We start from the raw sequence: 17,790 nt of genomic DNA, 5'->3' as shown, positions 1-17,790 counted from the left end.
TCTCTTATGAACGCAGGCGAACGCATTAACCAACATACGGCGATGCCTGCACGTCCAGATCTGATTCGCTTAGGTCTAGGAATTATTGGAATCGGAACTTCTGGGCCATTAATCGCGATGAGCACAATGCCTGTTCTGACCTTGATTTTCTGGAGAAATCTTGGCGGATCACTAGTGACTTTGCCATTTGCACTTCGCCATCAGCGTGACAGGGCTGGCGTGAAGTGGGCGGTAACTGCTGGAGTTGTATTAGCACTTCACTTTGTCGGATTCTTCCTTGCAATGAGAATGACAACAGTTGCAGCGGGAACTGCCTTAGTTGCTTTGCAACCAATATTTGCTGCCATGTTTGTGAAGTTTTCAGGTGGGCACATTCCATCTAAGGCATGGCTCGGAATGATTGTGAGTTTTGCCGGCGTATTACTTGTTGTCGGTGTAGATCTTCAAATTTCATTCACGTCATTTTTAGGAGATCTAGCCGCTCTTATTTCCGCAGCACTTGCAGCTGCCTACATGATTGCTGGCTCGAAGGCACAAAGAACTCTAGAAACAACAACCTACACAACCATTTGTTATTTCATATGTTCGATGACAGCGCTGCCCATGGCATTAATTGCTGGCAATGAGATATTTTCATTTAGCGTAAAAGAGTGGTGGATTCTTTTAGGATTAATTCTCGGAGCACAATTACTCGGGCATTCAATGTTCAACTCTGCGCTCAAGAGAGTTTCACCTGCGGTAGTTTCTTTAATTGTGTTTTTTGAGGTTCCAGTAAGTGCGATTCTGGCATTCTGGTGGTTGGATCAAAAACCTCCAGTTGGAATAATTCCAGGCATTGCATTGATTTTGCTGGGTTGTGTTTTAGTTGTCACCAGAACACGAGGCGCGAGTAATGATTGATCTGCACACACATACAACTTGCAGTGACGGCACCGATCGTCCACGAGATTTAGTGAACAAAGCCATTGTTCAAGGTTTAGAGGTATTAGGAATCTCAGATCACGACACAACATCAGGGTGGAAAGAAGCAACGCAAGCATTGCGCGGAAGCCTCAAGTTAGCGTTAGGGGCTGAAATTTCATGCCTAACAACAGATGGCATGAGTGTGCACATGTTGGGGATGCTTTTTGATCCAAACCATAAAGAGATGCAAAGAGTGTTAGAAGAAACTCGGGATGGCCGTTTACCACGAATGCGCACAATGATTGAAAAAATGCGAGCCGAAGGTATGGATATCTCAATAGAAGATGTTCAAAAAGCCATGCCTGTAGGAGCCACAATGGGGCGTCCGCATTTAGCTGATGCATTAATTGCAAAAAAGATTGTCAAATCTCGAGATGAAGCTTTCATTGATTTATTGCACAATGATTCACGTTTTTATGTTTCACATGCCGCCCCAACGCCAGTTGAGGCAATTGCATTAATTCGCAGGGCAGGGGGAGTTGCTGTTATTGCCCATCCTTTTGCTTCTCACCGGGGAGAAATCTTAAAACCTGATGATTTTGCAGACTTGGTAGCTGCAGGCCTTAATGGAATAGAAGTAGATCACAGAGACCAAAACCCTGATGAGCGTGCAATGTTGCGCGTGATTGCTCAAGAACTAGATCTTGTAGTCACCGGAAGTAGTGATTATCACGGCACTGGAAAAATGAATTTATTAGCAGAAAACCACACAAGTAGGGAACAATGGCAGAAGCTAGAGTCACAAGCAGATGCACGAAGGGTGGTTAACGCATGAGAAACATAAGCGCAGTAACTTTTGCGGTCCAATCTTTTGTTACCCTATTTGTGATCATGGATCCACCTGGTGCAACACCTATTTTCTTAGGTTTGGTTGCAGATAAATCACCTCGAGTTCGTCGCATGCTGGCTATTCAAGCAGCAGGTGTTTCTCTCCTTGTGATCTCAATATTTGCTCTCTTTGGCCGGGCGATTTTGAATTATCTAAATATCTCTATGGAAGCACTGCAGGCCGCAGGTGCTCTCTTGCTATTGCTAGTTGCGCTAGAGCTTTTGACTGGAAATTCTAAAAAGCATGGTGATGATGGAGATTCCAATATTGCATTGGTTCCACTCGGCACACCTATCCTGGCTGGCCCTGGTGCAATCGTTGCAACGATGATCTTCGTTCAGCAAGTAGACACAACCAGCATGGCACTTGGCTTAGTAGCAGCGGTCATTGCAGTTCACGTCGCAATTGCAGCGGTCTTGATGGCGTCAACAACAATATTAAATGTCATCAAGGAATCAGGTGTCACTCTGGTTGCCCGAATTGCAGGTTTATTACTTGCAGCTATTGCCGTGCAGATGCTTGTTGATGCAATCCGCGTGTTTGTGGCTGCTTAACTCTCTTTAAACTTCTTAGTACGGGTGCGTGCGCGTTCTGTGCGAACTGGCGCAGCCTCTTGCTTGGCACGAGGTGCTCGAGATTCCTTAGATGCAACTCTTGCTACAGGCTTTGCTTTAACGAGTCGACCTGTTGAACCAGCTGGGATATTTAGCGTTTCATACAAATGTTCTGAGGATGAGTAGGTCTCTTCAGGTTCTGCAAGACCAAGCTCTAGAACCTGATTAATCATCTTCCAACGCGCAAGTTCATCCCAGTCAACAAATGTCACAGCAATGCCGTGAGCACCTGCGCGAGCCGTACGGCCAATGCGGTGCACATATGTCTTCTCATCCTCAGGACATTGATAGTTGATGACGTGTGTGATGCCATCGATATCAATACCGCGGGCTGCAACATCGGTTGCAACTAGCACATCTGATTTTCCTGCCTTGAAGTCACCTAGCGCTTTTTCACGTGCACTTTGGCCTAGATCACCGTGGATTGGAGCGGCTCTAAAGCCGCGCTCCATCAAATCTTCAGCGGTCTTTTGTGCGGTGCGCTTAGTGCGACAGAAAACCATTGTTGGTCCACGGCCATCAGCTTGCAAGATACGAGCCAGCATTTCAATTTTATCCATTGCGTGAGCACGTAATACATGTTGCTTAATGCGTGTAACAACAGCACCTTCATCTTCACTGTCCTGTGTGCGAATATGAATTGGTTGATTCATGAAGCGGCGAGCAAGAGCAATAATATCTCCAGGCATCGTTGCCGAGAACAACATGGTTTGGGCACGATTTGGAGTGCTAGAAAGAATCTTTTCAACATCTGGCAAGAAACCAAGATCTAACATTTCATCTGCTTCATCAAGAACTAAGCGAGAAACCTCTTTGAGTTTTAGCTGTCCTTGACGAGATAAATCTAGAAGCCGCCCAGGTGTACCCACAACAATTTCAACACCAGCGTGCAGTGCTTCAATTTGTGGTTCAAATGCACGTCCACCATAAACGGCAAGTGTGCGGATTCCGCGGTTGGAGGCAAGCTCTTCAATATCGCGTGTTACCTGAGTACATAGTTCGCGGGTAGGAACAACAATTAAAACCTGCGGCATTCCTTTGTTTGCAAAATCAGCCCACTCAGGATCGTGAGGTGCAATAACTCGTTCGATGACAGGGATACCAAATGCAAGGGTCTTACCGGTACCTGTCTTTGCTTGTCCGATGACATCGCCATCAGCAAGTGCGATTGGCAAGACCATTTCTTGGATGGCAAAGGGAGCTAAGAAGCCATGGGCGTGAAGTGCTTCAATTGTTTGGCTGCGCAGGGGCAGTTCGGCAAATGTTGGTGACATATAAATTTGTTCCTATCGGGATTAATTGCGCGGGAAACCTGAAATGCCTCGCCACATGAGGTTGTGAACTAGTTCCACAGCCTCATGTCGACTCAACTTGCTATCTCGTTCGAGCCAGTGACGAGCAGTTACTTGCGCATAACCAATCATTCCAACACCCAAAAGCATCGATGCCTCTTTTGGTAGGCCAGTATCAATTGCAATTACAGCACTAGCTGCAGCTGCACAGTCGTACGTCATACGGTTAAGTCGTTGGCGAACTTGTGGTTCAACACTCATATCACTTTCAAACAGTAGGCGAAATGCTTCACCTTCCTTTTCAATGAATGCAAAGTAAGCATCGACAGTTGCATGGACTCGATCTTTGTTATCTGGAGTCGAAGCAATTGCCTTTTGAATTTCAAATACTAAAGAATCGATGTGCAAATCTAGAACTGCCAGGTATAAATCGAGTTTTGATGGGAAGTGCTGGTACAAAACTGGCTTTGAAACATTTGCACGATCTGCAATCTCATCCATTGCAGCAGAGTGGTAGCCAGCAGCGGTGAATACTTCAAGGGCTGCTGAAAGCAACAATGCTCGGCGCTCATCGCGAGGCAAACGCGCCTTATTGGTTGTGTCTAGGTTACTCATTGGAGTAATCGTACGGCAGAATTACCAATCATGAACCGCCCATATGAAGGTATTCGCATCCTGCTCGTACATGCACATCCTGATGATGAAACCATCAACAATGGAGCAACAATGGCTCTCTATGCCGATCGTGGGGCTCAAGTGACCCTTGTGACCTGCACACGTGGCGAAGAGGGCGAAGTATTAGTTCCTGGGCTCTCACATCTAGCTAGTACCGAGCAAGATTTGCTGGGATCACATCGCGAAACAGAACTTGCACTTGCTATGAAAGCACTTGGAATTTCTGATTATCGATTCCTTGGAGCACCATCTACAAAATTTAGAGATAGCGGGATGATGGGTACAGAACCAAATAACCGCCCCGATGTATTTTGGCAGGCAGATCTAGACACTGCAGCAAAAATTCTTGTAGACGTTATCGAAGAAGTTAAACCACATATCTTGATTACTTATGATGAAATTGGTGGATACGGGCATCCTGATCACATTCAGGCACATCGAGTTGCAATGAGGGCCTCTGAATTATCATCATGGCAGATTCAAAAGATTTACTGGAACACAATCCCTAAATCTATAATCGCTCAAAGTATGGAAAAAATGAAGGAAATTGGTTCAGATTTCTTCGGTGCTGAAAGTATCGATGATGTTCCATTCGCCAAAGATGATGAGTTTGTTACAACTTTGATTGATGGCGCAGAATACGTAGATTCAAAGATGGCAGCCATGAAAGCACATGAAACTCAAATTGCATTAGATGGTCCATTCTTTGCACTGTCCGATAATCTCGGAATGCAGATTTGGGGCGATGAGTACTACACCCTTGTAAAAGGTGTAAAGAGTGCACCATTTGACTCCAAGGGGCGCGAAATAGATTTAACATCAGGCGTACTTCTGTGATGCGTTACTTATATTCACTTCTTTTGGGTTTAGCGCTAGGCGCCAGCTCAGTCTTTATTTACAGCTTCCTTCCACCAGTTGGGTTAATACTCTCAATTGCAGCAACCTGCATTGGTATTTGGGCAGCTGGGCGCATGTGGGGAAAACGGATCTATAGATTGATCGCCGCTGCTGCGTGGGGCTTTGTAATATTACGTGCAGGATTTCCTGGCGTTAATGAAGAGTATTTGATTGAAGGTAGTGCCATCGGAATTTCCATGATTAACTTTGGATTCATCGCAGTTGTAATTGCGATCTTGACCCCTCTTTAAGACCAGTTCTGCCCTTCGGCAGTATCTTGAATTTGCAGCCCAAGATTTTCTAATTGAATCCGCAAAGCATCACTATCTGCCCAACGACTCTCACTTCGGGCTTTTGTGCGCTCATCAAGAAGTGTTTGCATCTGAGCAGTTAATTCGCGAGTGAGGATAGGGCGATCAAGATCTAATCCAAGTACCTGATCGGCATACATAAATAACTCTCGCTTATTTTCAAAATTGCTCTTTTCGATTTCTCGCAAACGAAGAATGACCTTTGGTGTGTCTAAGTCATTATTAAATGCTGATTCCATTTCAGGATCGATAGCAGTTGAGTGGGAGTGGTTCCAGGCAGACATTTTATTACGCCATCGCTTTAGTGTTTCATTTGCGGCAGTTATCGAATTCCATGTCAGATCCATTTGAGACCTATAGCGATTTTCTAGGAAACACAGGCGTAACGCCAAAGGATCGATCCCACGCGAGATGATGTCGCTGACTAAAACAACATTGTCGCTACTTTTTGACATCTTTTTGCCTTCAAAAAGCAGGTGTTCGCCATGTACCCACACATCAACTGCTTCTTGACCGATAACGGCATTGGATTGCGCACGCTCGTTTTCATGATGCGGGAAACGTAGATCAATTCCACCAACATGCACATCAACGTGTTTATTAAGCATGTCCATGGACATTGCCGAACATTCGATATGCCAGCCGGGAAATCCTGGACCCCATGGTGAATCCCAAATCATTTCACTGCGGTCACCGGCTGTTTTCCATAAAGCCCAGTCCGCATGGAATCTTTTCGCTCCATCATTATGATTTTCGAATTTGTGACCAGGTATGAGTGAATCTAATTTGTTGCCACTGATTGAACCGTAACTGTCAAACTTTTGAGCATCAAAGTAAACGGTTTTATCACCGCCAATGTAGGCAAACTCTTTTTCGATGAGCTCACTAATCATTGATTGCATTAATTCGATGCTCTCACTGGCTCGTGGATAGGCATGCGCCTTACCAATGTTTAACTGAGCTAAATCATCATGAAATATTTCTTCATACTTTCTCGCAACTTCAAAAGGGCTTTTTTTCTCAATTGTGGCTTGAGCCAATATCTTGTCATCTCCGGTGAAATCTTCAGACATGTGTCCGACATCAGTAATATTCTGAATGAGCTTTGGCTTCACCCCACCTAATACCGCCACACGTGAAATTAAGTCTGCCAACATAAATGTTCGAAGATTGCCAACATGTGCATCTCGATAGACAGTTGGGCCACAGCAATACATGGTTAGTAATCCATCAGTTGCCGTCACCTCTTGTAGTTGACGCGATTTAGTGTCATATAACTTCATGTGCGCTCTATTACTTCGCGCCAGACAAATATCTGGTCATGAGCAAATTCGATCAAATTGTCATGTCGATTTCTTAGGGTGAAGGGAGTCTCGAGATGGCCAAGAATGTCTCGATACCCACCTTCTGGATCGTGCAGCCGAATACTGACCCTTTTGCCTCTAAGTGAGGCAAAGGTGGCTTCTAGCTCGGTTGGCATAACTGAACGATAAACCGAGTCGGCAAATATCGCGCATCAGCCACTGTAGGAGTTAGAATTCCCCGGTAACCAACTCGCTAGATTTTTTGGAGGCAGCTCGTGACATATGTGATCGCTGAACCGTGCATCGATGTAAAAGATAAATCCTGCATCGAAGAATGCCCTGTGGATTGCATCTATGAAGGCGGACGCATGCTCTATATCCAGCCTGATGAGTGCGTTGACTGTGGTGCTTGCGAGCCAGTGTGTCCGGTTGAAGCAATTTATTACGAAGATGATGTTCCTGGACAGTGGAAAGATTTCAGCAAGGCAAATACTGAGTTCTTCATTGAAATTGGATCACCAGGCGGTGCAAGTAAGGTCGGCCCAACGGGCACAGATCACCCTTCAGTAACTGCCCTTCCACCAAAGAGCGAGTAAGCATTGCGCGGCCAGCTCCCAGATTTTCCCTGGGATGCACTCGCACCATACGGAGATATAGCTAGATCACATCCGCAAGGAATAATCGATCTTTCACAAGGCACCCCGGTTGATCCGACTCCAGAGTTTATTCAGCAGGTATTGCGTGATGCATCAAACTCTCCAAGCTACCCAGTAACAGCTGGAACACCAGAGCTTCGGGCTGCAATTAAGAAGTGGGCAGTAGAGCGTTTAGGTGCAACGGGAGATTTTGATGTTCTGCCGATAATTGGATCCAAAGAGCTAGTTGCATGGCTTCCAACAATTTTAGAATCTAAAAGAGTATTAATTCCTGAAATTGCCTATCCGACTTATCACGTTGGAGCGGTGTTAGCAGGTGCCGAATCAATTCCGGTTGCAATAGATGCACAGAGCTGGCCCACTGCAGATTTAGCGTGGTTGAACTCTCCATCAAATCCAACTGGTCGAGTACATAGCGATGGCGAAATCAAAGCCTGTATTGATTGGTCGCGTACTAATAAAGCTTTATTGGTTTCTGATGAGTGTTACTTAGAGTTTGCTCAATCGGCCCAACCTGTTTCAGTTCTTTCTCATACTGGCGGAGACAACACAAATATTTTGGCTGTTCATTCCCTTTCAAAGCGCTCATCAATGGCTGGTTATCGAGCAGCATTTATGATCGGTGATTCAGAATTAATCGCAAGGATTCGCGAAATTAGAAAGCATGGCGGAATGATGGTGCCGCTACCGGTGCAAAAAGCGATGACCGTTGCACTCACTGATGACAAACATGTCGTTGAACAACGCGCTCGCTACAACGCACGCAAAGAATTATTACGCCCCGTACTTGAAGCGGCAGGATTTACCATTGAATTTAGTAACGCAGGTTTATATCTGTGGTGCACCCGCAATGAAGATGCCTGGGAAAGCGTTGCTTGGTTTGCAGCTCGTGGAATCTTGGCTACACCAGGCTCTTTCTATGGCAGCCAAGGTGCCCGCCATATACGTATTGCAATGACAGCTACAGATGCTCAAATTGCTGATGCCGTGCAACGTATTAAGGCCTAACACATGGCTGTAGCGATTTTATTAGTGGGTGGTTTCGGCACACGCCTGATGCCTCTTACAAAAAATACGCCAAAACCAATGCTTACCGTGGCTGGTGTGCCCGTAACAGAACATCAATTGGCAATGGCAAAGTCGGCAGGTATTACAGAAATAGTTCTAGCAACCTCATATCTTTCTGAAGTATTTATCCCTTACTTTGGTGATGGATCTAAATGGGGTATGAAAATTAAGTATGCCGTTGAAAAAGAACCACTAGGAACGGGTGGCGCAATACGCAATGCGGCGAAATTACTTGATACCAATGAGTCAGTTGTGATTCTAAATGGTGATGTTTTGAGTTCTCATAATCTGGCAGAGCAAATTCGCCACCATGAATCACATGATGCTGATGTGACCTTGCATTTGACTCAAGTAGAAGATGCTCGAGCATTTGGGTGCGTTCCAACCGATGGTGATGGACGGGTGACGGCATTTCTAGAGAAGATGGAAAACCCGGTAACCGATCAAATTAATGCTGGTTGTTATGTATTTAATCCTCGGGTTATTGCAACAATTCCATTAGATACCGTTGTTTCAGTTGAACGTGAAACATTCCCACAGTTAGTTGCAAGTGGAGCCAAAGTTTTTGGATATCTAGAAAATGCTTATTGGCTAGATATCGGGACGCCACGTGCCTTATTGAAGGCTTCTATCGATATCGTTCAGCGAAGCGGTGATTTCTTAGCCATGCCGGGATCAACAATTGATCCATCGGCTGTGATTACTGGTGGCAGTTGCATTGGCCTTAATTCATCTGTTGGGGCGGGGGCGGTTATTGATGGCTCCATTATTGAAGCTGGTTGTGTGATTGGCCCGAATGCGAGAATCACTGATTCATTTGTTGCAACTGGTGCGATAGTTGAAAATGGTGCGAAAATTGCCTCATCATGTGTGACAAATAGCGAAATTCTTTCAATTCCCTAGAAATTAAGCGTAAATATTCATCCAGAGGAGTGACTCTGGGCTTGACATGAGCGAGTTACAAGCGTGTAATTCATTCTTAAGAACGTCTTTTCCATGAGGGATGAGACAACGAAAGCTAATGGAGCATCGACGATATGCCGATTCAACCCGCAGCCCAGAACTCCCCAATCCCCACGTCAGGCCCAACAGTCACACTCGCATCAGGTGAGAACATGGAACTCTCTTGGCAGGAGCGCGCACTGTGCGCTCAAACTGACCCAGAGGCGTTCTTTCCAGAAAAAGGCGGATCCACTCGCGAAGCAAAGCGCGTATGTCTTTCGTGTGATGTTCGCGCAGAATGTTTGGAGTACGCACTTGCACACGATGAACGCTTTGGAATTTGGGGCGGATTATCAGAGCGCGAACGCCGTCGCTTAAAGCGTCGCACCGCTTAAGGTTCTTGCATCTCTTAGGAGATAGCGAGTTGTTCTTATGGCTTCCCTAGCCGATGTAGATAAGCATCGCGTAACTGCTGTTCTTGTTTCTCACAATGGAGCACTGTGGTTACCCGAAGTTGTTGCAGCACTGACTTCTCAAACCCGACCTATTGATTTAATAACGGCGGTCGATACAGGATCAGAAGATGCATCTACAAAATTATTAAAATCTGCACGGATTCCATTTTTTTCTACCGACCGTGAAACAGGTTTTGGACAAGCGGTTTCACTTGCTGTTGATAAATTACCCAAAGCTGTTGAGCATGAATGGATTTGGTTAATCCATGATGATTGCGCACCCGCGCCAACAGCGCTCGCAGAGTTATTAAATGCAGTTGATGACCGCCCACAAGTTGTCATGGTTGGTCCAAAATTACTTGGTTGGCATGACCGAACACATTTATTAGAAGCTGGCATCAGTATCGCCGGCAATGGTGCGCGGTGGACTGGACTTGAACCTTTGGAGTATGACCAAGGTCAACATGATGGAATTCATGATGTGCTGTCAGTTAGTACAGCAGGTGCGTTAATTCGCCGTGATGTCTTTGAAGAGCTTGGCGGACTTGATCAAAACCTTGCACTGTTTAGAGATGATGTTGATTTTGGATGGCGTGCTCGCACAGCAGGACACTCAGTGATTGCCGCCACCAGTGCTATTGCCTTTCACGCACAAGCTTCTGCAACAGAGCGCAGAAGAATTGATGTTGAAGGTGCGCTCTTGCACCGCCCATTACTTTTAGATCGTCGCAATGCCGCATATGTTCTTCTTGCAAACTCTTCGTGGTGGATGATTCCGTGGATTGCATTACAACTGTTTAGTTCTGCGATTGCTCGCGCACTCGGATATCTTTTAGCAAAATTGCCAGGTTATGCATCTGATGAAATCCTGGCGTTCACCACACTCATTCTTCGGCCAGGAAAGATTCTTGAAGCTCGTAAGGTGCGCAAAAAGCAAAGATTTGTCAGTGCCCGTGTTGTGGCAACTTATATTCCACCTCGATGGTCACAGCTTCGCTTAGGTACAGAGCGTTTAGTTGAGTCAATGCGAGCAAGAGTTTTCCCGGACAACACTTCTGCAGCAGTTTCTATTCTTGACTCAGTCGAAGACGAAGATTTATTAACACCAGTAAAGACAATTAAGTGGTTCTCAGTCTTTAAACGGCCAGAAGTTATTGGATTCCTAGCAATAGCAATTATTTCTCTTGTAAATTCTAGAAATCGCTTTGGTGCAATTGTTGGTGGCGCTCTTCCCATTTCGCCATCAGGTGCAACGGATTTGTGGCGAACATACTTTGAATCCTGGCATCAAGTCGGAATGGGTTCTTCCCTTGCAACACCACCCTGGGTGGCTGTTACAGCAATTGCTTCTCTTGCGGTATTAGGAAAAGTCCAATTCTTGATCACAACGTTTTTCTTAGTTGCACCAATTTTGATTATGTGGACTGGTTTTCTTTTGCTTAAGAAGTTAACTAGCAACAGCTGGATATCTATCCCAGCGGCCTTCCTATATGCAATTTCACCCGTAACTATTGCAGCTGTTAGCTCGGGATACATCGGCACTCTCATTTTGCTTATTTTTGTGCCACTTGTTGCGATCATTCTTCATGACTGGCTGGCTATTGAAAAATACAGTTGGCGTAAGATATTTGCGGTTTCGCTTCTATTTACTGTGTTGTATGCCTTTACCTTGATGAGCTTTGTGATTGCATTAGTGGCTTCGGTTCTTGTTTCTATAGATAACTTTAAAGATTATTCATCGACTCAAGACAAGAGTGTGTGGTTTGATCGTTTAAAAAAGAGATCAGCCCTGGTATTTGTTCCATTCCTAGTTAATGCGCCGTATTCCTTTGAAGCAGTAATTAACCCCAGCAGATTCTTAACAGAACCAGGGTTACGGATCCCTGGTGGAGGATCACTTGCTGTTCTTTCTGGAAATCCTGGCGGACTTGGCTCAGTGCCATTGTGGTTGATTAGCCCTATCGTGTTGGTACTAGTCATTTCTTTATTCTCTTCAACACATGCACGAGGTATCGCAGAGTATGGAATCACAGCATTATCACTGGCTGTTTTTGTTGGGTCGCTATCAATTTCCACCCGTGGCAATGAAGGAGCAGCAAAAGCGTGGGCAGGCCCTGTACTTTCAGTTGTTACTTTGGCTGCAGCAGCGGCAGGAACAGTGTTGCTCAATAGTTTGCGCCAAACTTTAATTTTAAGTCACATTCACTATCGACATGTTTTGGCGGCTACTTTACTTTTCATTACCGCCGCTTATGCCACATTAGCTGTTGGATATTCCCTTTCGACAGGTGCAGATTCTGCAGTGCAAGCAAATCGTGCCACTGTCATGCCAGCATTCTTAAGTGTCGAAACTGATACCAAGATATTAGTCTTGCGTGAAGTCGAAAATACCGAAGATAAGAAAATTCAGTACTACATTTCTAGAGGGCGGGATATTTCGCTAGGTGAACCTGATGTAGCTCCACAACAAAATGCAAGTATTGCTCAAGCAGCGCGATCATTAATCGATGGGACAGGCATTGCAAGCAGTAAGACATTGGCAGATTACGGGATTAAGTATGTTTATGTGAAGAACCCCTTTAAAAAGGAGGTTATTAGATCAATCGATGGGCTTGGTGGATTTACTCGAACATCTGCAACCTCACTGGGTGTTGTTTGGAAAGTCAGTCAGCCAACAGGTCGACTTCTATTTGTTGCCGAAAGTGGTGAGCGAATAGTTCTTGAAGCGGGTGAATTCGGCGCACGCACATTTGTTCCGGGACCTGGGACATTAATTCTGACTGAAACTGCCAACAGGTCATGGCAAGTGCTGCAAAACGGATACCGCTTGGATCGAATAAATAATGAACTTGGATTGCCAACATTTAAGGTCACGGAGTCTGGTGAAATTTCTTTACTACACGATGGAACGGTTCGTCGCGGCTGGCTTTCATTGCAAATCATTTTCCTATCTGTCGTGCTAGTGATGGCACTTCCTGCCGGTCGCCGTAAAAGTGAAATCTCCGAAGAGGAGCTCGCATGAAATTTGGTAGATCACTTGGATTTTTAGCTGCGCTAGTAAGCGCTTTGTGTATTGGGGCATTACTCTCGGTTGCAGTAACCACAAAGAGTTATTCAGAGAGCTATCCATCAGTTGTCTGTCCACCAACTATTGCCGGACTTACTTCGCAAATTTCTCTCACTTCAAAAAAGACCCCTTTCCAGAGACTTCAAAACCGCACCACTAAAACAGCACCAGTCAAGGTTTTGCGCTTACCTGTTAATAAGGATTCATTGCTGTTTAACTCTGAAGGCGTGGCCCCTGTTGTGTGGCAAAGCAAAGCATCTAGTTGGGCAGGCGGTGCGGTCTGTACCGGTCCTGCAACTTCTCAATGGTTTGTTGGTGGCACGGCTGACATCACTACTCGTGGGCGTTTAATCATAATTAATAGTGGGCTTAGTGACGCAGTTGTTGATATTCAAAGTTTTACTGAAAATGGAAAACAACCACTTCGTACAATTACTGTTGTGTCAAAAAACTATCAAGTAATCCCAACAGACTCTCTAGCTCCTGGAGATAAATACTTGACCGTACATGTTGCACCACGCTCTGGGCGAGTCAATGCTTTTATGATTGACGAGCAAGGTAAAGGTTTGAGTACTCTCGGTGGGGATCTTGTTAACTTCGCACCAACTGCTAGTAAGTCCTTGATGATTCCTGCAATCCCGCATCAAATCAAAGATCGTTCAGCAGCCCTACCTCACACATTAAGAGTTTTGACCCCAGGTGATGTGGATGCAATTGTCACTGCAGAAGTTTTATCAGCAGATGGAGTCTTTGTGCCTGTCGGATTAACGTCACGATCAATAACCGCCGGCATTGTCACTGAGTTCCAGCTCACGCCAAAGATCACCTCGGCTGTTTTAGCGGTTCGAATTACTTCAACTGAACCAGTGGTAGCCGCAATTAAATCGACCGTGACTGTTTCTGGAAGAAAAGATTTTGTGTGGAGCACCTCTGCCCCTGCACTTGTCCCACTAACAATTGCAATTTCTGGTTTAACCCCACTCATTTCATTTGCAGGTGACCGAATCAATGTTTCATTAGATGTCACATTAAATAATGGAAAAGTCGTAAGAAAGACCATCAAGGGTACTGAGATCGCAACCTGGCGTGCACCAGATGCAGCACGTTCATTTACGATTACAAAAGTTGGCCCAGACACCTTCGCTGGCGCTCTTGTATCTTCAGTGAATGGATATGGATACTTTCCCATAGCCCCTGGAAGCCTTCTAACAAAGATTGAATTACCAGATTCAAATATTCGCGTCCTAAATCCCTGACAATCCCAAGATTTATACCTCTTTCCCACTAATGTTTAATGTATGAGAACACAAGGTAGCCGTGGCTGCTCCCGTGCTGGGTGCAGATCTCAGGCAACGATGACACTTACCTATGTGTACTCCGAATCAACTGCCGTTGTTGGTCCACTTGCAACATATTCCGAACCGCATGCATACGATCTTTGTGCAGTCCATGGCGCACGGTTAAAGGTTCCTCACGGCTGGAATGTGATCAAACAAGAACTTGATGGTCAAACACAAGGGCCATCAGATGATGATTTGATGGCGATTGCAGATGCTGTTCGTGAAGTTGCACTAAAAGAAATTCCAGAAGAAACACCGACTGAAAGTTCATCGGCGCAACAGCAAATTGGTCGTCGTGGACACTTACGCGCTGTTCCTTCTTAGGAAAATTTAGTGGACGAGTTCGCGCACATATTTAAGGCTTATGATATCCGCGGTTTAGTTGATGTTGAAATTGATGTTGATTTTGCATTTGCAACAGGTGTTGCCTTTGCTCGATTTCTGCAGATAGAAAGAGAACCCGGAACAATTGTTATCGGGGAAGACATGCGTCCATCCTCACCATTATTAGCTGATGCATTCTCGGCAGGTGCAACTTCATTAGGAATGGATGTCATTCGCATCGGGTTGGCTTCAACAGACATGCTGTACTTCGCATCTGGAAAACTGGGGTTTCCTGGTGCGATGTTTACAGCCAGCCATAATGCTGCCGAGTACAACGGAATAAAGCTGTGCTTTAGTAGTGCTAGACCTATAGGTAAGGAATCTGGTCTTGTAACGATTGAGAAATTCGTGCGCGAGGGATCACCTCTAGCACTTGGTGGTATCGGTGTAGAAAAACAGCGCAACATGCTTGAGGAGTATGTGGATCATTTATTAACACTTGTGGATATTAAAAATATCCGTCCACTCAAAATTGTTGTCGATGCAGGTAATGGAATGGCCGGCCATACCGCCCCTGCAATCTTTGCTCGACTCAATTGTGAAGTTATCCCTATGTACTTTGAACTTGATGGGACATTTCCTAACCATGAGGCAAATCCGCTTGATGAAACAACTTTGACTGACTTGAAAAAAGCAATGATCGATCAGAAAGCAGATCTTGGCTTAGCATTTGATGGAGATGCAGATCGTTGCTTCTTAGTTGATGAGCGAGGAGTTGCGGTCAATCCATCGGCATTAACCTCGTTAATTGCCCATCGCGAATTAATCAAGCGACCAGGCTCTTCAATCATTTATAACTTAATTTCATCTCGCGCTGTTCAAGAAGTTATCGATGAGAATGGCGGAGTGGGATTACGCAGTCGCGTTGGCCATTCTTATATTAAGAAAATGATGGCCGAAAGTGGGGCGATTTTTGGTGGCGAACATTCAGGGCACTTCTACTTCAAAGAGTTCTGGCGCGCAGATTCGGGAGCTCTTGCCGCCTTGCATGCAATTGCAGCGTTAGGTGAAAGTGCCACAACCATGTCAGCCTTGCTTGCCCCATATAACAGATATGTCATAAGTGGTGAGATAAATTCAAAGGTTGCAGATGTCAAAGCGGCAATTGAAGGTGTTGAAAAGAATTACTCATCAGATCAAGTCACAATCGATCATCTGGATGGTCTCACCGTTAACGGGGATACCTGGTGGTTTAACCTTCGCCCATCAAATACCGAGCCATTGCTTCGACTCAATGTTGAGGCTTCAACGCAGGCTCAAATGGAGACCGTGCGTGATGCGGTTCTCTCGCTTATTCGTAGCTAATTCCCGTTTTCCATTAGAGAGTTTAAGCGTGTGGCGGTAATCTTTACCCATAGTCGCCTAGCACTGTAGAGCCCTACGCCTTAGGTACCCAAACAATTCTTTGAATACCACTTAAGGAGAAATACGTGAACGTTCCAGTAACAGCAACTCTTCCAGCACATGACATCGCAGATGCATCACTTGCTGCAGAAGGTCGAAAGAAAATTGAATGGGCAGAGCGCAACATGCCTGTCCTAGCCCAGATTCGTGAGCGCTTCGAAAAGTCACAACCATTTGCAGGAGTTCGCATTTCCGCATGTATGCACGTAACAACTGAGACAGCTAACTTGATGCGCGTACTAAAAGCAGGTGGCGCAGAAATCGCTCTTTGTGCATCGAATCCATTGTCAACACAAGATGACACCGCTGCAGCCCTAGTACATGAGTACGGAATTTCAGTATTTGCTCGTAATGCAGTTGATCGTGATGGTTACTACAAGCACATTAACGCTGCTCTAGATATCGCACCTCACCAAGTATTTGATGATGGTTGCGACCTAGTAAACACTCTTCACACAACACGTAAAGAATTGATTCCAGGTATCACTGGTGGTTGCGAAGAAACAACAACTGGTGTTATCCGTCTTAACCAAATGGCAAAAGATGGCGCACTTCAGTTCCCGATGATTGCTGTTAACGACACTGATACAAAGCATATGTTTGATAACCGTTACGGAACAGGTCAATCAACACTGGATGCTGTATTTCGCGCAACAAACTTTTTACTCGCTGGTCGCGTAGTAGTTGTTGCTGGTTTTGGATACTGCGGTAAGGGTGTTGCAGAACGCGCAAAGGGTATGGGCGCAGATGTAGTTATTACTGAAATTGATCCAACAAAGGCACTTGATGCAATGATGCAAGGCTTCCGTGTGATGCCGATGCTAGATGCAGCAAAGGTTGGCGATGTGTTTATTACCGTTACTGGTAACCGTGATGTATTGCGCGATGAGCACTTTGCAGTAATGAAGGATGGTGCAATCATGGCTAACTCAGGCCACTTCGACATCGAAATCGATGTTGCATGGCTAGAGCAGAATGCAAAGACAAAGAATTTGAAGATGCGCCACCAAACAGATGAATACGTATTGGCTGATGGACGCCGCTTGCTTCTTCTTGCCGAAGGCCGCCTTGTTAACCTAGGCGCGGCAGAAGGTCACCCAGCATCAGTTATGGATATGTCATTCTCTGATCAGGCACTTACAGCTGAGTACCTTGTTAAGGAAGCGAAGAACTTAAAGCCAGGTGTGCATGAAGTTCCTACATACATCGACAAGGAAGTTGCTTCACTTAAGTTAATCAGCATGGGCGGACGCATTGACGTTCTAACTCCAGCTCAAGATATGTACCTGAACTCTTGGGAGCACGGTAGCTAATGACCTTAGTCATGGTCGTCGATGACGACCAGGATCTTGCGGAGATGCTTGGCATCGTTTTAACAGGTGCCGGCATCGACGTAGATCTAGTAAGTCGTGGTGATGAGGTTATGGATGTTTTTCGTAATAATCCTCCAGATTTAGTTTTGTTGGATGTTATGTTGCCTGGCCTTGATGGAATCGAAGTGTGCAAGTTAATTCGTGCAGAATCTATGGTTCCGATCGTCATGCTTTCAGCTAAAGGTGACACGCAAGATGTTGTAAAAGGCTTAGAGG

The 17,790-nt window shown here is 45.4% G+C and carries 18 protein-coding genes; 15 read left to right on the top strand and 3 right to left on the bottom strand.

Features of this window, described 5'->3' with window-relative positions; genetic code table 11:
- Positions 1–6 precede the first annotated feature (6 nt).
- Genes AC9UEY_RS02155 through AC9UEY_RS02145 form a run of 3 tightly spaced genes read left to right on the top strand, consistent with a single transcriptional unit; the run spans position 7 to position 2,346 of the window.
- On the top strand, positions 7–900 hold the full coding sequence (locus AC9UEY_RS02155) for a DMT family transporter (RefSeq protein ID WP_509537132.1): 894 nt from the start codon (positions 7–9) through the stop codon (positions 898–900).
- A complete protein-coding gene (locus AC9UEY_RS02150; protein WP_509537129.1) occupies positions 893–1,738 on the top strand; it encodes a PHP domain-containing protein in 846 nt (281 codons plus the stop codon). The genes AC9UEY_RS02155 and AC9UEY_RS02150 overlap by 8 nt, the downstream gene beginning before the upstream one ends.
- Positions 1,735–2,346 carry a MarC family protein gene (locus tag AC9UEY_RS02145; RefSeq protein ID WP_509537126.1) on the top strand — a complete coding sequence of 204 codons (612 nt, stop codon included), beginning with the start codon at positions 1,735–1,737 and terminating at the stop codon, positions 2,344–2,346. The genes AC9UEY_RS02150 and AC9UEY_RS02145 overlap by 4 nt, the downstream gene beginning before the upstream one ends.
- On the opposite strand, the gene AC9UEY_RS02140 is transcribed toward AC9UEY_RS02145, so the two are convergent.
- The gene (locus AC9UEY_RS02140; protein ID WP_509537123.1) at positions 2,343–3,680 is read right to left on the bottom strand and encodes a DEAD/DEAH box helicase; all 1,338 of its coding nucleotides are present in this window, start codon (positions 3,678–3,680) and stop codon (positions 2,343–2,345) included. The two genes, AC9UEY_RS02145 and AC9UEY_RS02140, sit on opposite strands and share 4 nt — an antisense overlap.
- Positions 3,681–3,701: 21 nt before the next feature.
- Positions 3,702–4,313, bottom strand: a complete 612-nt coding sequence (locus AC9UEY_RS02135; protein ID WP_509537120.1) for a TetR/AcrR family transcriptional regulator — start codon at positions 4,311–4,313, stop codon at positions 3,702–3,704.
- Between the two features lie 30 nt (positions 4,314–4,343).
- Between AC9UEY_RS02135 and mshB the strand changes: the two genes are divergently transcribed.
- On the top strand, positions 4,344–5,210 hold the full coding sequence (mshB, locus tag AC9UEY_RS02130; protein ID WP_509537117.1) for an N-acetyl-1-D-myo-inositol-2-amino-2-deoxy-alpha-D-glucopyranoside deacetylase: 867 nt from the start codon (positions 4,344–4,346) through the stop codon (positions 5,208–5,210).
- Positions 5,207–5,521: a hypothetical protein gene (locus tag AC9UEY_RS02125; protein ID WP_509537114.1), complete on the top strand. Its 315-nt coding sequence runs from the start codon at positions 5,207–5,209 to the stop codon at positions 5,519–5,521. Before mshB ends, AC9UEY_RS02125 begins: the two co-directional genes overlap by 4 nt.
- Here AC9UEY_RS02125 and cysS read toward each other — a convergent pair.
- Entirely contained in the window at positions 5,518–6,864 is a 1,347-nt protein-coding gene (gene cysS, locus AC9UEY_RS02120; protein ID WP_509537111.1) for a cysteine--tRNA ligase, read from the bottom strand. The two genes, AC9UEY_RS02125 and cysS, sit on opposite strands and share 4 nt — an antisense overlap.
- A gap of 296 nt (positions 6,865–7,160) precedes the next feature.
- Here cysS and fdxA point away from each other — a divergent pair, with 296 nt between their 5' ends.
- From fdxA to AC9UEY_RS02070, 10 genes are all read left to right on the top strand, one after another.
- Entirely contained in the window at positions 7,161–7,481 is a 321-nt protein-coding gene (gene fdxA, locus AC9UEY_RS02115) for a ferredoxin (RefSeq protein ID WP_509537108.1), read from the top strand.
- A gap of 3 nt (positions 7,482–7,484) precedes the next feature.
- Positions 7,485–8,549, top strand: a complete 1,065-nt coding sequence (dapC, locus tag AC9UEY_RS02110; protein ID WP_509537105.1) for a succinyldiaminopimelate transaminase — start codon at positions 7,485–7,487, stop codon at positions 8,547–8,549.
- A 3-nt stretch (positions 8,550–8,552) separates the two neighbouring features.
- A complete protein-coding gene (locus tag AC9UEY_RS02105) occupies positions 8,553–9,512 on the top strand; it encodes a nucleotidyltransferase family protein (RefSeq protein WP_509537102.1) in 960 nt (319 codons plus the stop codon).
- A 212-nt stretch (positions 9,513–9,724) separates the two neighbouring features.
- Entirely contained in the window at positions 9,725–9,946 is a 222-nt protein-coding gene (locus tag AC9UEY_RS02100) for a WhiB family transcriptional regulator (protein WP_445821606.1), read from the top strand.
- 37 nt (positions 9,947–9,983) lie between these two features.
- Positions 9,984–13,028: a glycosyltransferase family 2 protein gene (locus AC9UEY_RS02095; protein ID WP_509537100.1), complete on the top strand. Its 3,045-nt coding sequence runs from the start codon at positions 9,984–9,986 to the stop codon at positions 13,026–13,028.
- Positions 13,025–14,329: a DUF5719 family protein gene (locus AC9UEY_RS02090; RefSeq protein WP_509537098.1), complete on the top strand. Its 1,305-nt coding sequence runs from the start codon at positions 13,025–13,027 to the stop codon at positions 14,327–14,329. Before AC9UEY_RS02095 ends, AC9UEY_RS02090 begins: the two co-directional genes overlap by 4 nt.
- A 42-nt stretch (positions 14,330–14,371) precedes the next feature.
- Positions 14,372–14,737 carry a DUF3499 domain-containing protein gene (locus AC9UEY_RS02085; RefSeq protein WP_509537096.1) on the top strand — a complete coding sequence of 122 codons (366 nt, stop codon included), beginning with the start codon at positions 14,372–14,374 and terminating at the stop codon, positions 14,735–14,737.
- A gap of 9 nt (positions 14,738–14,746) precedes the next feature.
- The gene (locus tag AC9UEY_RS02080) at positions 14,747–16,102 is read left to right on the top strand and encodes a phosphomannomutase/phosphoglucomutase (protein WP_509537093.1); all 1,356 of its coding nucleotides are present in this window, start codon (positions 14,747–14,749) and stop codon (positions 16,100–16,102) included.
- Between the two features lie 125 nt (positions 16,103–16,227).
- A complete protein-coding gene (gene ahcY, locus AC9UEY_RS02075; protein WP_509537090.1) occupies positions 16,228–17,514 on the top strand; it encodes an adenosylhomocysteinase in 1,287 nt (428 codons plus the stop codon).
- Positions 17,514–17,790: response regulator (locus tag AC9UEY_RS02070; RefSeq protein ID WP_509537088.1), on the top strand; the 277-nt coding region annotated here is incomplete at its 3' end. The genes ahcY and AC9UEY_RS02070, both read left to right, overlap by 1 nt.

The sequence above is a fragment of the Candidatus Planktophila sp. genome, assembly GCF_040402275.1.
In the GTDB taxonomy this organism is placed as follows: Bacteria; Actinomycetota; Actinomycetes; order Nanopelagicales; family Nanopelagicaceae; genus Planktophila.
Note: the sequence above shows the minus strand (reverse complement) of the source record. Positions and strands in the feature narration are given on the sequence as shown.

Coding starts and splice junctions, on each gene's coding strand:
- AC9UEY_RS02155 (WP_509537132.1), top strand. CDS start 7: ATGAACGCAGGCGAACGCATTAACCAACATACGGCGATGCCTGCACGT.
- AC9UEY_RS02150 (WP_509537129.1), top strand. CDS start 893: ATGATTGATCTGCACACACATACAACTTGCAGTGACGGCACCGATCGT.
- AC9UEY_RS02145 (WP_509537126.1), top strand. CDS start 1,735: ATGAGAAACATAAGCGCAGTAACTTTTGCGGTCCAATCTTTTGTTACC.
- AC9UEY_RS02140 (WP_509537123.1), bottom strand. CDS start 3,680: ATGTCACCAACATTTGCCGAACTGCCCCTGCGCAGCCAAACAATTGAA.
- AC9UEY_RS02135 (WP_509537120.1), bottom strand. CDS start 4,313: ATGAGTAACCTAGACACAACCAATAAGGCGCGTTTGCCTCGCGATGAG.
- mshB (WP_509537117.1), top strand. CDS start 4,344: ATGAACCGCCCATATGAAGGTATTCGCATCCTGCTCGTACATGCACAT.
- cysS (WP_509537111.1), bottom strand. CDS start 6,864: ATGAAGTTATATGACACTAAATCGCGTCAACTACAAGAGGTGACGGCA.
- AC9UEY_RS02105 (WP_509537102.1), top strand. CDS start 8,553: ATGGCTGTAGCGATTTTATTAGTGGGTGGTTTCGGCACACGCCTGATG.
- AC9UEY_RS02100 (WP_445821606.1), top strand. CDS start 9,725: ATGGAACTCTCTTGGCAGGAGCGCGCACTGTGCGCTCAAACTGACCCA.
- AC9UEY_RS02095 (WP_509537100.1), top strand. CDS start 9,984: ATGGCTTCCCTAGCCGATGTAGATAAGCATCGCGTAACTGCTGTTCTT.
- AC9UEY_RS02090 (WP_509537098.1), top strand. CDS start 13,025: ATGAAATTTGGTAGATCACTTGGATTTTTAGCTGCGCTAGTAAGCGCT.
- AC9UEY_RS02085 (WP_509537096.1), top strand. CDS start 14,372: ATGAGAACACAAGGTAGCCGTGGCTGCTCCCGTGCTGGGTGCAGATCT.